We start from the raw sequence: 14,160 nt of genomic DNA on the forward strand, positions 1-14,160 counted from the left end.
CGATGACCATAGCAACCCTGGCCCGCCTGCCGTTCTATCAGCCCACCGCACATGAATGCGCGCTGTTCGACACGGCCCACGAAAAAGGTCTGCCCCTTCTGCTGAAGGGGCCGACCGGCTGCGGCAAGACTCGCTTTGTCGAACACATGGCCGCACAACTGGGCAAGCCGCTCTATACCGTCGCCTGCCATGATGACCTAAGTGCCGCCGACCTGATCGGGCGTTACCTGCTCAAGGGGGGTGAGACCGTGTGGGTCGACGGGCCGCTGACCCGCGCGGTGCGCGAAGGCGGGATATGTTATCTCGACGAGGTGGTCGAGGCCCGCAAGGACGTGACGGTCGTGCTGCACCCGCTGACCGATACGCGCCGAACATTGATGATCGACCGCACCGGAGAAGAATTGATTGCCCCTCCCGGCTTCATGCTGGTGGCCTCGTACAATCCCGGCTACCAAAGCGTGCTGAAGCGGCTCAAACCCTCCACCCGGCAACGGTTTCTGGCGCTGGCATTCGACTTTCCCGAAGAAGAGACCGAGATCGCCGTCGTGGCGCGCGAGAGTGGTCTTGATGCCGGGCGTGTCGCGCCGCTGGTGCGGCTGGCGGCGCGTATCCGCTCCCTGTCGGGTATGGATCTCGAAGAAGGGGTCTCGACCCGGCTCCTGATCTATGCGGCCACGCTTATCGCGGGCGGCACCGGTGTCGATCAGGCACTGGAGACCGCGATCATCCAACCCCTCACAGACGAGCCCGATGTAGTCATGGCGCTGCGCGATCTCGTCTCGACAATCTACGGGTGACCGCGATGCGCCTCCTCGATCTCATAGAACCCGAGGAAACGGTCGGCAACCTCTGGCACGACATGGCCAGCGGCCTGGCCGCCGGCACACATCATGCCGAGGCGGGCGTGCCGCTCGCCTCGGTCCGGCCCAGCCTTGCGGTCCTCTTTCGCGCGCTTGGCGGTCAGGCGGGCATCGAACTCACCGAAGCCCCTGCCACCCTCGTCCGTCACCGGCGCCCGGTGCGCCACCGGTTGGGCGCCGAGCGTGACCGCGAATGGGTCGCCGCATTCGATGGCGAACGTCTGTCACTGCCCCCTGTTCTGGCGGCCTTTCCCGATGCACGCCTGAACCGCGCCGCCTATTTCTGGCTGACCGCCCTCGCGGCTGTGAGCGATCCGCGCGCCCTTGATCTGCCGCCCGAAGGCGCGGCCAACGATTGCGCCCAAATTCGTGCCAACGCCGCCGCCTGCGACCGCGCCTATGCGCTGTGTCCGGGCCTGCGCGATCCCTACATTCAGATGGCCAGCCTCTGTGCCGCGGCCCGCCCCGACCTTGGCCGCCCCGCACAGGAAGCCGCCCTTGAACGGGCCGTGAGGGATCAGCTTTGCGGCCAGACCCCGGTATCATTGACCACATCCAAGACGCGCGGCTATATGCCCGTTGCCCCTGTTCCCATTTGGCTACGCTTCAGCGCGCCCGGCACAGGCAACGCGGCCCCCGAAGAAGAGGCCGATCACACGGCCCCGCCGCCGACCGCCGCCCGCACCGACAGAAAGCTCGGCGAACGCAAGGATCAGGATCAGCAAACCCGCAAGGACAGCTTCATCATCCACCGCTTCGAGGCCATCCTCTCGTGGGTCGAGTCGATGAACATCAACCGCAGCGTCGACGACGACGATGACGAGAACGCCCAGAAGGCCGCGGACGATCAGGATCGCATCACCCTGTCCAAACATGATCGCAAGACCGCGACACGCCTGCGCCTGCACCTTGATCTCTCACCCGCCGACGCCGATCACGAGGCGCTGTCCGGGGTGCAGACTTATCCTGAATGGAACCACCGGGCCCGCTGTTACATGGACGATCATTGCCGGGTTTTGGAAGCGCCCGCCAGAACCGACTCCGGCACGGCTTACATCCCCGATCCACGTCGCGTGCGCGAAGTGCGCCGTCAGTTCGAAGCCCTGCGCCCGCGCCGCATCTTGCATCCGCGTCAGATCGACGGGGCCGAGCTTGACCTCGACGCGCTTCTGACCGCGCAGGCCGACATGCTGGCCACCGGGCGCGGCTCCGACCGAATCTGGCAATCCGCCCGTCAGGCCGAACGCGATCTTTCGGTGGCCTTCCTCATTGACACCTCACGCTCAACCGAGGCCGCGATCGGCGAAACATCGGTGATCGAGGTCGCCCGCGAGGCCATGGCGGCCCTTTCGGCTGGCATCGACGCGGCAGGCGATCGGCTGGGTATCTGGGGCTTTTCCTCGCTGCGTCGCGACCGGGTCTTTCTCACCCGCTGCAAGGGGTTCGACACCCCGATGAGCCCCGAGATCACAGCCAATATCGGCGCGCTGAAACCCGGGCATTACACGCGCCTCGGCGCCGCGATCCGCCATGTCAGCGCACAATTGGCGTCACAGCCCAGCGCGCGCAAGCTGCTGATCGTGCTGACCGACGGCAAACCCAATGACCTTGATCATTACGAGGGCCAGCATGGGATCGAGGACAGTCACATGGCCGTCCGCGAGGCCCGCATGGCCGGCCACAGCCTGCACGGCGTCATCATCGACGAGGACGGGCAAGATTGGTTCGCCCGCATCTTCGGGCGCGGCGGCTTTACCCTGCTGCCGCAACCGGCCCGGCTCACGCGCGCGCTGCCCGACATATACCGCACCCTGACACAGGAGACCTGATATGCGATGCCTTTTGCTTCTCTTCGTTTTCATGAGCGCGCCGACGCTCGCGCTTGCCAAGGGCTTTGATCGACCGATCCCGCAAGCGCAATCCGCCACAGCCGAGCTCTGGTTCGCGCTCAGCAGCCTCGCCCTGATCGCCGCGCTTTACGTGGTGCATCGCATGGTGTCGCGCAAATGACCGGCGGTGGCTGGTCAACCCGGCGCATCGCGCTGGCGCTCTACCCGTTCGGTGCGGGCGCAGCGGCGGTTAACGTCTTCTTTGCGTCCCTGATCTTTAGCTGGGTGGGCGGTCCGATTCTCTCAGCTGGTTGGTCGATCCTACTGGGCTGCCTGATCGGCGCCCCGGCGACATGGGCATTCGCCCGTCACATCCGCCGCCTGATGACGGTGGCGGAGACGCGGGCCACACAGCAGGAGGTATGACATGACCCAATCCTCGGCCGAACAGATGCGCGCTTGGACGGGACCGGCGGTCCTGAGTTTCGGCTTCAGGCCCTTCTTTCTTTTTGGTGCGCTCTGGGTCACGCTCGCCATGGTGCTCTGGATCGTGACGCTGTCGGGAGGCTTCGACCTCCCGTCGCGGCTTGATCCCGTATCATGGCACGCGCATGCCTTTCTTTTTGGCTATCTCGGCGCGGTGTTGGCGGGGTTTCTTCTGACCGCCGTTCCGAACTGGACCGGGCGGTTGCCGTTGGTGGGATGGCGCCTCGCGGCACTTTTCTCGCTCTGGTGCGCCGGGCGCGTCGCGGTGCTGATCTCTGCGGCCATTCCCGGCTGGCTCGCCCCTGCGATAGATCTGGCCTTTCCCCTCGTGCTCGGCGCGGTGATCCTGCGCGAGATCGTGGCAGGCCGGAACTGGCGCAACCTCATGGTGCTGGGATTGCTCGGGGTCTTTACCGTGGCGAACCTGATCTTTCATGTCGAGGCCGCACGCGGAGGGTACGCCGCTCAGGGCCTCGGACTGCGCCTTGGCGTGGCCAGCGCGGTGATGATGATCGCGGTGATCGGCGGGCGTATCGTGCCGTCCTTCACCCGGAACTGGCTGGCGCGGAGCGGCGATGACGCCCGCCCCGCGCCGCCGATGCAGCGGCTTGACAAGGCTGTTCTGCTGATCAGCATCGCCTGCCTGTCGCTTTGGATCGCCGCCCCCGAGCGGCCTCTGTCGGGGCTTAGCCTGATCATTCTCGGTCTGCTTCACCTTTTGCGCCTGACACGCTGGCAGGGGCACCGCACCGGGGCGGAGCCTTTGGTCTGGGTGCTGCATGTGTCCTATGGGTTCATCCCGCTCGGGGCGCTGGCACTCGGGGCGTCCATCCTCACCGGTGGTCTGGCCGCTCCCGCGGCCCAGCATTTGTGGATGACCGGCGCGATCGGGGCGATGACCCTCGCGGTGATGACACGGGCGACGCTGGGCCATACGGGGGCCCCACTGCACGCCGACCGGTCCACGCTGGCGATCTATCTTGCGATTTTCGGCGCGGCGGTCGCGCGGCTTGGCACAGAGGTCGCGCCGCTGCTGACACAAGTGTCGGGGCTGCTATGGCTTGCGGCCTTCGGCGGTTTCGTGATGGTCTACGGCCCGCGGCTCCTGCGCCCGTCAAGGAAAGGATAGGTCAATGTCATGGGCCGGTTTCGCCGCGATCTTCGCGGCATTTTTCCTCACCCATTCGGTTCCCGTGCGCCCGGCGGTCAAATCGCGCGTTACCGCGATCATCGGCACGCGCGGCTTTACCCTTGGGTATTCCGCACTCTCGGTGGGCATGCTTGCCTTGTTGATCTGGTCGGCGGGCCGGGCCCCGTATGTTCAGCTCTGGGTCCAGATGCCATGGCACCGTCATGCCGCGCATCTGGGCATGCTGGCCGTCTGCATGATCCTCGCGCTTGCCATCGCGCGGCCCAATCCGCTCTCGTTCGGTGGGGCGCGGAATGATCGCTTCGATCCCTCTCGGCCGGGTCTCGCCCGATGGTGCCGTCATCCGGTGCTTCTGGCGCTGGCGCTTTGGGCGGGCGTTCACCTGTTGCCGAACGGCGATCTCGCGCATGTGATCCTGTTTGGCGTTCTGGGCGCTTTCGCGCTCGCCGGGGGATGGCTCATCGACCGCCGCAAACAGCGCGAGATGGGGCACGCGAACTGGGCCGCCCTGAAAAACGCGGTGCATCAGGCCCCGCTTGCGCACGCGCCCGCATCATGGCCGGGCCTATTCCTGAGACTTGCCGCCGGCGGAGCCGCCTACGCGGCCCTCATCTGGGCGCACCCCATGATCATCGGCGTCCCCGCCACGTGACCCGCCGAAGCCGTCAGCCCGGGGGGACGGCGTCTGAGGCCCATCGAGCTCGTTGGGCGCGGTGATGATGGTACGTTGTTCGGGGGCGATGGACGAGACCGGCTATATGGCGGAGAGGGTGCTGACACCTTAATATTCAGGCAATCAGAGATGGTGGCCAACGAGCTGATCACAGATTTCGACCCCGGCACAGATTTGATAAAACTCGATGTCGATGGTGTTGCCAGCCGAAGCGACTTGAAAATTTACCGCGTATGCGGGGATGTCGATGGCTATAAAACCTCGTTCAGCAAGGTTGGGCAGAGCTTCTCAATCTTACCGGAAGATACCAGCGAATATTCATACAACGCGATCTCAAACAACGACAATTTTATCTTCGTGTGAGGGTGAAGCATCCCCGCCAAACAACGGGGATGCCAACACCATCACCAAGTTAAAGGGGGTCCAACTCATCAAGACGGAAGTTGGCAATCCACGCACTGTTACTCAAGAGCCTGCCAAGCGTGGTATCCTGCAGAAAGACCACGGGCTGATTGTTGACCAGAACCATGGTTCCGTCACTCTGCTCAGAGAAGTTAATGCCGTTGGACCCGCTCAACGCATCGGCCGATAGGAAATCGCCGTTCGCATCAGAAAAAATGACCCGCCCATTCTCAGGGAAAGTGGTTTCACCTTCCGGCCGCGTCCCGAAAAGATCGGTGATCACCACGGGCTCGCTTACCGCCGGATCAACGATCACCTCGAAAACATCAAAGCCCTCGTCGCCGCTGAGCGTGTCACCCGCGTCGCCGCGCAACCTGTCTTCGCCCAAACCGCCAAAGAGTGTATCAGGTGCATCCGTCACGCCATCAATGGCATCGAGCGTATCATTGCCATCCCCACCGGACAGCAAATCCGCGCCCTCATCGTCACGAATGAAATCATCGCCTTCCTGCCCGAACAAGATATCCGCGCCCAGCCCACCGGTCAGCGTATCATCATCATCGCCACCAAAGATTAGGTCGTCTCCGGCGCCGCCATCGAGATCGTCCGCACCGCGCCAACCCATAAGGCTGTCATCGCCCGGGCCGGCTTGCACTGTATCTTCACCGATGCCGGCGCGTAGCGTGTCATCGCCGTCATTTCCCTCGATCAAATCGTTTCCGCCAAGGGCGTCGATACTGTCATTCCCTTCACCGCCCCGGATGCCGTCGTCACCAGCAGCCGTCACGATCGTGTCGTCGCCACCCCGCCCCTCGATTGTATCATTGCCACCTTGGCCATCAATCGACTGATCGCTCGGCCCACCGAAAATGATCTCGTTCAAAGAGGTGCCGTCAATCTCGTTTCCGTCGTCAGGTCCAACTTGGTTTACTTGCGCATCTTCCGAGTCCCCGTCGTCATCGAAAATCTCATAGAGGCTAAGCCCAACCAACGCGGTCGCCATCAGCGAAATCATAAGCATCACACTTGTCCCATAACCCCACACGCAAAACGTCACGGTAATAGTATATGAATATCGCTCAGATTGAGCCAGTCCCGAAATCTTCGCTGACAAGCAGGATAGTCTAGGCACGCGCAAAAGACTGCGCTGGTCTCTTGAATTATGAGAGACGGCCAACGCGATAAGCATCATAACCGTGTACCCGTCGCTGCTCCGCAGCATTGGTGCTTGGGCCGTCCGCGACCTCTTCTATAGGGAGGGCGGCACGGTTGACCGAGAGCAGGAAATGTCGCGCGTCTGCCCGGCCTCGCTCCCACACGATATCCGCGAACGGCGACACGCTTTGATGGCCGATGTCCAGTGTCAGACTGTGAATGGAATATCCGACTTGGGCCGACTCTGCTGAAAACAGTTCTATGCCAACCGACCGGTCAGGGCTTGCCTTCGTCAGGGCTATTGCGATGCCGGGTACTGCTCATCTGAAACGTATTCGAGCCAAGTCACCGCCGAACCGTTCAAGGCTTCTTGAATTGCCAAATGCGTCATGGCGACATTTGGCGAGGCTCCGTGCCAGTGCTTCTCGTCAGGTTCAAACCAAACGGTATCGCCGGGGTGGATTTCCTGAACCGGGCCGTTCCAAGATTGCGCCAGCCCGACTCCTGACAGAACGATGAGTGTTTGACCAAGTGGATGCGTATGCCATGCGGTTCGCGCCGCAGGCTCAAAGGTTACTACGACAGACCGGACGCGGGACGGATCAGGTGCTTCGATTACAGGGTCCATGCGGACTGTTCCGGTAAAGTAATCTGCCGACGCCACGGACGACGGCCGTGAGCCATTTTTCTTGATGTCCATTAAATTTCCTCCCGTCGCTCCCATCCTATTCCTGAGAGTGAGCGACTTGCAAATGCGGGGTCGTTTTTCGCGATATTCCCCGAACCGGTGCAATGTAGCTGCCGCACTCGTGGCAATGCCCACTGCCTGTGGATGACCATCCTTGGCCCTTGGGGAAGCGACAGCAGCGGATGGCCGTTCAGGCGGGCAACCCACACGCCGATCACCTCAGATCGTCGGGAAGAAGCGCGTCGGGAATGCCTTGGTAACAGACCGGGCGAAGGAAACGGCGGATGGACAATGTGCCAACCGAGGTATGTCCGAAATTCGTGCTCGCTGGATACGGCCCCCCATGAACCATGCTATCGCACACCTCGACACCGGTTGGGAAACCGTTGGCCAACACGCGGCCCGCCTTGCGCTCGAGAATGGGCAAAAGGCCGCGCGCCATTTCGAGATCGGCATCGTCCATATGCAACGTTGTGGTGAGCTGCCCTTGCAGCGATTGCGCAACCTGCCGCATTTCGCTTGCATCTGTCACATGCACGATAAGGCCAAGAGGCCCGAACACTTCCTCACCCAGATATTCGTTCGCCAACCACGCCTTGCCTGTGGTTGTGAAAAGATAGGGCGTGGCATTCCGAGTATCACAGGTCGATGTCAAAACCTCCTGCACACCTTTGCTGGCGGCGACACGGTCACGACCGGCGCGATAAGCCTGCGCAATGCCATCCGTGAGCATCACCTGTGCCGCCTCCGGATCGAGGGCCGCCACCGCCGCTTTGGTGAAGGTATCGGCGTCTTCGCCCGCAAGTAAGATCGCGATGCCAGGGTTGGTGCAGAACTGTCCGGCCCCCATCGTCAGGGACGCGGCCCAACCGCTTGCGATATCGTTTCCGCGCGCTTTTACGGCCTCAGGCAAAAGGAACATCGGGTTGACCGAACCCAGTTCGCCGAAAAACGGGATGGGGTCCGGCCGGGCCGCGCAAAGATCATAAAGCGCACGCCCGCCGGCAAGGCTACCGGTGAAGCCCACCGCCCGAACAAGCGGATGCTGCACAAGCGTTCGCCCCACATCGCGGGTTCCGCCCTGAACCAGTGAGAAGACGCCCTGATGTATATCATGCGCCTTGATCGCGGCCAGAATGGCCTCTGCCACGATCTCGGCGGTGCCGGGATGCGCGCCGTGGCCCTTGACGACAACAGGGCAACCGGCGGCCAATGCGCTGGCCGTGTCGCCACCAGCCGTGGAAAAGGCCAGCGGAAAGTTCGATGCCCCGAACACCGCCACCGGACCGATGGGGCGCTGCATCATCCGCAGTTCGGGGCGCGGTGCCGGCTGACGGTCGGGCAGGGCCGGATCATGACGGCGGTCCAGATAGTCGCCCTTTTCGATGTGATCGGCAAAGAGCCGGAGTTGTCCGGTGGTGCGGCCACGTTCCCCTTCAAGACGGGCAGCGGGCAACCCTGTCTCTTTTGTCCCAATCGAAGTGATCCGCTCTCCCCGTGCGTCGATCTCCTCGGCGATGGTGCGAAGAAACGCCGCGCGAGCCGTGCGGGAAAGGCCCGCATAAGATGCGAAAGCAGCTTCCGCAGCGCGCGCGGCCTGATCGACATGCGCAGGGGTGCCAACGGCAAACCGGGCGGGGGCGCCCTCTACCGGCATGTTCGAAAACGTTTCGTCGCCTCCGGTCCAGTCGCCTGCGATAAGGTGTTTTCCAATCACGGTGATCTTCCTTCCTCTATGTCCTTTTTGACCCGATCCATGAACCGGGCTTTGGCATCAGCCCAACGGTCAGACGCCCCAGGTATCTTTCAGCCTGTAACCCTCCGGCCACGGGTCATCGGGATCGAGCAAGTGTTGGTGGATGCCAGTAATCCAGCCGCGTCCGGTGATTTCGGGGATGATCGCCGGCCGCCCGGCCATTTGCGTTTCGCTGAGGATCTTTCCGGTGAAAGTCGAGCCTATGATCGAGATCGCCTCGAACGTCTGGCCAAGCGTCAAGTGGTTTTTGGCGGCCATCAACGCCATGCGCGCGGATACCGCCGTTCCTGTTGGCGATCGGTCGATTTTTCCGGGGCGGATCGCCACCGCGGATCGTCCGCTGATACCCGTCTCCGTCGGCGTCAATGGCCCGCAGAATGCGCAGAAGGAAATGTGATCCCAATCGGGATTCTCCGGATGGCTGAATCCGAGTTGTGCATTCGCCGCCTGCGTTATCTTGACCCCCAATCTGGCCAGATCGGCGGCTTCATCCTCCACAAGGTCGAATCCGAGCGCGGCGGCGTCCACGACAACGAAGCTGTCACCGCCATAGGCTGTGTCGACGGTGAGCGCGCCAAGCCCTTCGATCTCAAGATGCGCATCGAGCTTGTCGGCGAAGCTCGGAACATTCTGGACGCTGATCTGTTCGGCCTTGCCGTTTCGGCAAGCTGCGCGCACGCGAACAAGGCCGCCGGGTGCTTCGAGTAGCATTTCGGTGACGGGCTCCGTCATCGGCACGATCCCGGAGTCGAGCAGCACCGTGGCCACACAGATCGAATTCGATCCGGACATTGGCGGGGTGTCTTCCGGCTCCATGATGATGAAGGCGGCATCTGCCTCGACACTTACCGGCGGAACAAGAAGGTTTACGTGCCGAAACACGCCGCCGCGGGGCTCGTTCAGAACGAAATTGCGCAGGGTCTGATCCTCGGCGATAAAGCTCCTCTGCTCCCAGAGCGTCTGCCCCGGAGGAGGGGCGACGCCCCCGACGATGACATCGCCCACCTCGCCTTCGGCGTGGCATGAAATGACGTGGATGGTTTTCGTGCTTCGCATGGCCGATCTCTTCCTTAACGTTCCAACTCTAGGTGTGGTGCCGCGCGCGTGGTGATCGGTCCGGGCCCAGGTCCGAACCGTTGTCGAATATCACGCGCATGATGGTCAGAGCCCTTCCCGGCTGATCCAATCATCGAACCATGTGCGAAACAGGCTATACTGCGCCTCGATGTAATGGCGCTGCGCGTCCGAAAGGGCATCCGTTTCGTTGAAATGCAGGCGGTATTCTTCTTCTCCGTTCAAAACCATGAGATGCTTGTAATACAGCACAAGGTCGGGCCCCTCGTCGAAACTCGACAGCACACCCAACGCCTCTTCTAGCTCCTGCGCGCGGCGACGCGCCAGCGCATCGCCCTTCGCGGCCATCTCGCTAAGCTCGGTGAGAAGCAGCACCTCCTTGGGAAGGGCATTTCCAATGCCCGTAATTGCACCGGTGGCCCCGCAATTCACGAACCCATGATAAACCGCCGTATCGACTCCGATCATCAGGGTGACGTTTTCGTCCCGCGACGTGATGTATTCGGCCGCGTAACGCAGATCGTCGATACCACCGAACTCCTTGAAGCCGACAAGGTTGGAGTGCTCGGCGCGAAGCGCGAAGAACAGGTCCGCCCGGGTGGCAAAGCCGTAATAGGGACTGTTGTAAATCACGGACGGAAGATCAGGGGCCGCCGCGAGGACTGCCTTGAAATGGTTGCGCTGCGCCTCGGCGGAGGAGCCGCGCGACAAAACCCGCGGGATCACCATCAACCCAAGCGCACCGACGCGCGCGGCATGGGCGGCATGGGCCACCGCCTGACGGGTGTTGACGGCCCCTGTGCCAACAACCACCGGAACACCCGCCTTCACCAGACGAGAGACACCTTCCATGCGCTCATCATCGGTTAGCAACGGCCAGTCGCCCATCGAGCCACAATAAATGACGGCTGACATGCCTTCGCCGATCAATTCTTGCGCCTTGCGAACAAGCGCGTCGTAATCGGGTTTCCGATCATCGGAACATGGGGTCATCAGGGCAGGCATGCAGCCCGTGAACACTTCGCACGACATGGTGATCTCCTCTCTCACTGTCGATGGCGTTCGGCCCCGACTTTTATCAGGCTGTTTCATTTGGCCAGAGCCGGGACGCTTGATCGGGGTTCAGCGCACCTTGGCCAGAAACTTGCGGGTTTTTTCAGAATGAGCGTCCCCGAAAATCTGTTCGGGAGGACCGATTTCTTCGATGACGCCGTCGTGGAAATAGGCGACCCGGTCGGAGACGTCCCTTGAGAACCCCATCTCGTGGGTGACACAGATCATCGTCATGCCCTCCTCGGCCAAGACCCGCATCGTGTCGAGGACTTCTCCAACAAGCTCCGGGTCCAGCGCAGAGGTCGCTTCATCAAAAAGCATATACTGTGGGTCCATTGCCAAAGCCCTGGCAATGGCAAGGCGCTGCTGCTGCCCTCCGGACAGGGCGCTGGGATAGGCGTCGATTTTATCCCCCAGACCGACATGCTCTAGTTGCTTCAACGCGATCTCGCGGGCTTCCGTCTTGGACTTCTTCTTCACCAAACGAGGCGCCAGAGACACGTTCTCCAACGCGGTCAAATGAGGGAAACTGTTCCATTGCTGAAACACCATGCCCATCCTCTGACGCAAGGTGTTGAGGTCGGTCTGCTTGGCATGAACATCCGTGTCATCAACAAGGACCTTTCCTTTCTGGATCGGTTCAAGCCCATTGATGCAGTAAAGCAATGTGGACTTGCCCGATCCTGATGCGCCAATCACCGACAGCACTTCACCCTTCTGCACCGTGAGGTCGATGCCCTTCAGAACGTGCAACGCACCGAAATACTTGTGCAAACCCGTGATTTCGATCATTGGGACCACCTCTTCTCAAGTTTGGCCGAGTAGCGCGAGATTGGATACGAAAGCGCAAAGTAGAACGCGCCCGCGATCGAGATTATCAGGAGCGGTTCTTGCGTGCGTGTCATCAGTATCTGGCTCGCACGAAGCAGTTCGACGTAGCCTAGAACCGAGACAAGCGCGCTATCCTTGAGCACACCAAGAGCCACCCCCACCCAAGATGGGAAAACCGCCCGGGCCCCTATGGGGAAGACGACATAAATCAAATCCTGCCAGTAACTCATGCCAAGCGACCGCGCGGCCCGCCGCATAGGCGTGCCAACCGCCTCGATTCCCCCGCGTGCCACATTCGCCACGAGCGAGGCCGTGTATAGCGTCAGAACCACCAGACCCGACTGAAATGCATCAAGGTTCAGACCTATGATTGGCACAAAATTATAGAAAAGAACCAATTGGATGATCAGAGGCACCGAGCGAAAAGCATCGAGGATCGGTGCAAGGAACAGTGTCGCCCAGATGCGCCCCTCGTATAGCATCCACCCAAAGAGCGTCCCCAAAAGCGTGCCTAGAGAGATCGAAATCAACGAAATGAGCAGGGTGCGCCAAGCGGCCTCGGCCATGAAAAGCACGTCCTGTAGTCCGAAACCGCTGAAGAAGCTGATGGGTGTGTCCATGATCCGCCCCTCAGTATCTAAAAAGACGCATGGCAAGCAGCCGCGACGCCAGGAGGATCAGCTTCACCAGCACATAATAGATCACGGCGGTCACTGCAAAATATTCAAATATCCGGTAAGTCCGACTGGCGAAGAACTGCGTTTCTCCCGACAGCTCACGGAACCCGACCAGCATACCCAGCGACGACATCAGCACCGCCCAGACCAGTTGGTTGGTCATCGGATAATAAACAATCCGCAGAACTTGCGGCACCAATATGCGTGTGTAGGTCTGCCAGAGGCTCATGCCCAGACTACGCGCCGCGCGCATCTGTGTCTCTGGGACGGCCTGAAAGCCGCCTCGAAAATTCTCGGCCAGATAGCCTGCGTTGTTGAAGGTAAGACCTGACAGAACGATCATGTAGGGCGTCATATGCCAGCCCAATGCTCCCAGCCCAAAACCAAAGAAGAATAGCTGAAAGAGCGCCGGAGTGTTGCGCGCCAATTCGATCCATGCGGTGGCAAACCAGTATAGCGGCCCCCGCATTCTCAACCGTATGACGGACAGTCCAAGCCCGATCACGATGCCGATCAGCATCGACAGGGTTGCAACCTGCAAGGTCAAGAGACTTGCCTCAAGCAAGTCCGGCAGACTGCGGATCACCGGACGCCAATGAAAGTTGTAGTCGAACATCGCGATGATCCCGGCAACGCCTCCGCCCAGTCATCCGGGCGGAGGTAAAATTGAAGGCTCTCAGGTCAGTACATAACGCCGGGGATTCGAAGTTCGGGCGCTTCTCCACCCACATACGCACCCCAAAGCTCTTGATAACGGCCAGAGCGCACCTGATGGGTCACAAAGAGGTTCAGATAGTTGAGCCAGCTCACGTCTTTCCGCTTGGCCACGACAGATGTGTAGTCGGTGGTCCAGGGCATGCGGGGCCCAGGATCGACATTGTCGTATTGCGCCGCGATAGGCTTCACTGCCGTATTGGTGGTGATACCGATATCGGCCTTGCCCTGCGCCACGGCGAGGAAGACCTCATTCTCGGACTGATACCCTTGATAGAGGTTCTCTTCACCCCATTCCTCTGCGATCTTCAGCCACTCTTGCTCGGGGACAGTTCCGACAGCGGCCGCGACACGTTTTCCGCGGATGTCCTCAAATGACTTGATCCCGCTCTCGGAATTTACCACGCCCTGCGCATAGTAGATGGCATAGGGAATCGAAAAGCCCACGGTACGGGCGCGTGCCAGGCTATCGGATGTGGCACCGAAGACAACATCGGCGCGCCCGGTCACGATCACCGGCAGGCGCTCGGACCATGTCAGCGGAAGAAGCTCCATATCCACTTCGAGAGCGGCGGCAAGATCGTTGCAATATTCAACGTCGAATCCAGCAGGTTCGTTGTTTTCGTCACGATAGCCGATGGGCGGGAAATCCAGAACGACGCCGCAACGCAATGTGCCACGATCAATGACTTCGTCCAGTGTGTCCGCGGTGGCTGGTGCAGCCATCAACAGGGACGCCGTGGCGATCCCCAAAAGCCTCTTAAGCATTGTCTTTCTCCATGTTGGTGTTGGTCGTTGCTTATTATATTTTA

The 14,160-nt window shown here is 61.0% G+C and carries 16 protein-coding genes and 1 pseudogene; 8 read left to right on the top strand and 9 right to left on the bottom strand.

Annotation, left to right across the window (positions count from 1 at the left end; all coding sequences use genetic code 11):
• Positions 1 to 2: 2 nt before the first annotated feature.
• The 8 genes and pseudogenes from V8359_RS06930 (at position 3) to V8359_RS06960 (ending at position 5,361) form a co-directional block, all read left to right on the top strand.
• A complete protein-coding gene (locus tag V8359_RS06930) occupies positions 3 to 797 on the top strand; it encodes a CbbQ/NirQ/NorQ/GpvN family protein (RefSeq protein ID WP_336428041.1) in 795 nt (264 codons plus the stop codon).
• Between the two features lie 5 nt (positions 798 to 802).
• Positions 803 to 2,689 (top strand): nitric oxide reductase activation protein NorD, encoded by a 1,887-nt coding sequence (locus V8359_RS06935; RefSeq protein ID WP_336428042.1) that lies wholly within the window; start codon positions 803 to 805, stop codon positions 2,687 to 2,689.
• A gap of 1 nt (position 2,690) precedes the next feature.
• A complete protein-coding gene (locus tag V8359_RS06940) occupies positions 2,691 to 2,870 on the top strand; it encodes a protein NnrT (protein WP_336428043.1) in 180 nt (59 codons plus the stop codon).
• The gene (locus tag V8359_RS06945) at positions 2,867 to 3,115 is read left to right on the top strand and encodes an NnrT protein (RefSeq protein ID WP_336428044.1); all 249 of its coding nucleotides are present in this window, start codon (positions 2,867 to 2,869) and stop codon (positions 3,113 to 3,115) included. Before V8359_RS06940 ends, V8359_RS06945 begins: the two co-directional genes overlap by 4 nt.
• 1 nt (position 3,116) lies before the next feature.
• Positions 3,117 to 4,304: an NnrS family protein gene (locus V8359_RS06950; RefSeq protein WP_336428045.1), complete on the top strand. Its 1,188-nt coding sequence runs from the start codon at positions 3,117 to 3,119 to the stop codon at positions 4,302 to 4,304.
• Positions 4,305 to 4,308: 4 nt separating this feature from the next.
• A complete protein-coding gene (locus V8359_RS06955) occupies positions 4,309 to 4,977 on the top strand; it encodes an NnrU family protein (RefSeq protein ID WP_336428046.1) in 669 nt (222 codons plus the stop codon).
• Positions 4,978 to 5,019: 42 nt separating this feature from the next.
• Positions 5,020 to 5,097 (top strand): annotated as a pseudogene (locus V8359_RS19320) (hypothetical protein); the annotation flags it as partial.
• A gap of 30 nt (positions 5,098 to 5,127) precedes the next feature.
• Complete coding sequence (locus tag V8359_RS06960) at positions 5,128 to 5,361, top strand: hypothetical protein (RefSeq protein ID WP_336428047.1); 234 nt, start codon at positions 5,128 to 5,130, stop codon at positions 5,359 to 5,361.
• 49 nt (positions 5,362 to 5,410) lie between these two features.
• Here the strand turns inward: V8359_RS06960 and V8359_RS06965 are convergent, their stop codons facing one another.
• The 9 genes from V8359_RS06965 to V8359_RS07005 form a co-directional block, all read right to left on the bottom strand.
• The gene (locus tag V8359_RS06965) at positions 5,411 to 6,421 is read right to left on the bottom strand and encodes a calcium-binding protein (protein ID WP_336428048.1); all 1,011 of its coding nucleotides are present in this window, start codon (positions 6,419 to 6,421) and stop codon (positions 5,411 to 5,413) included.
• Positions 6,422 to 6,853: 432 nt separating this feature from the next.
• A complete protein-coding gene (locus V8359_RS06970) occupies positions 6,854 to 7,255 on the bottom strand; it encodes a (R)-mandelonitrile lyase (RefSeq protein ID WP_336428049.1) in 402 nt (133 codons plus the stop codon).
• A 202-nt stretch (positions 7,256 to 7,457) separates the two neighbouring features.
• Complete coding sequence (locus tag V8359_RS06975) at positions 7,458 to 8,900, bottom strand: aldehyde dehydrogenase (NADP(+)) (protein WP_336428597.1); 1,443 nt, start codon at positions 8,898 to 8,900, stop codon at positions 7,458 to 7,460.
• A gap of 129 nt (positions 8,901 to 9,029) precedes the next feature.
• Positions 9,030 to 10,055: a trans-3-hydroxy-L-proline dehydratase gene (locus tag V8359_RS06980; RefSeq protein WP_336428050.1), complete on the bottom strand. Its 1,026-nt coding sequence runs from the start codon at positions 10,053 to 10,055 to the stop codon at positions 9,030 to 9,032.
• 105 nt (positions 10,056 to 10,160) lie between these two features.
• Positions 10,161 to 11,105 (bottom strand): dihydrodipicolinate synthase family protein, encoded by a 945-nt coding sequence (locus tag V8359_RS06985; protein ID WP_336428051.1) that lies wholly within the window; start codon positions 11,103 to 11,105, stop codon positions 10,161 to 10,163.
• A gap of 90 nt (positions 11,106 to 11,195) precedes the next feature.
• Positions 11,196 to 11,918: an amino acid ABC transporter ATP-binding protein gene (locus V8359_RS06990; RefSeq protein WP_336428052.1), complete on the bottom strand. Its 723-nt coding sequence runs from the start codon at positions 11,916 to 11,918 to the stop codon at positions 11,196 to 11,198.
• Entirely contained in the window at positions 11,915 to 12,577 is a 663-nt protein-coding gene (locus V8359_RS06995) for an amino acid ABC transporter permease (protein ID WP_336428053.1), read from the bottom strand. Before V8359_RS06995 ends, V8359_RS06990 begins: the two co-directional genes overlap by 4 nt.
• 10 nt (positions 12,578 to 12,587) lie before the next feature.
• Complete coding sequence (locus tag V8359_RS07000; protein WP_336428054.1) at positions 12,588 to 13,250, bottom strand: amino acid ABC transporter permease; 663 nt, start codon at positions 13,248 to 13,250, stop codon at positions 12,588 to 12,590.
• A gap of 65 nt (positions 13,251 to 13,315) precedes the next feature.
• On the bottom strand, positions 13,316 to 14,116 hold the full coding sequence (locus V8359_RS07005; RefSeq protein WP_336428055.1) for a transporter substrate-binding domain-containing protein: 801 nt from the start codon (positions 14,114 to 14,116) through the stop codon (positions 13,316 to 13,318).
• Between the last annotated feature and the right edge of the window lie 44 nt (positions 14,117 to 14,160).

The organism is Roseovarius sp. E0-M6, assembly GCF_037083845.1.
In the GTDB taxonomy this organism is placed as follows: domain Bacteria; phylum Pseudomonadota; class Alphaproteobacteria; order Rhodobacterales; family Rhodobacteraceae; genus Roseovarius.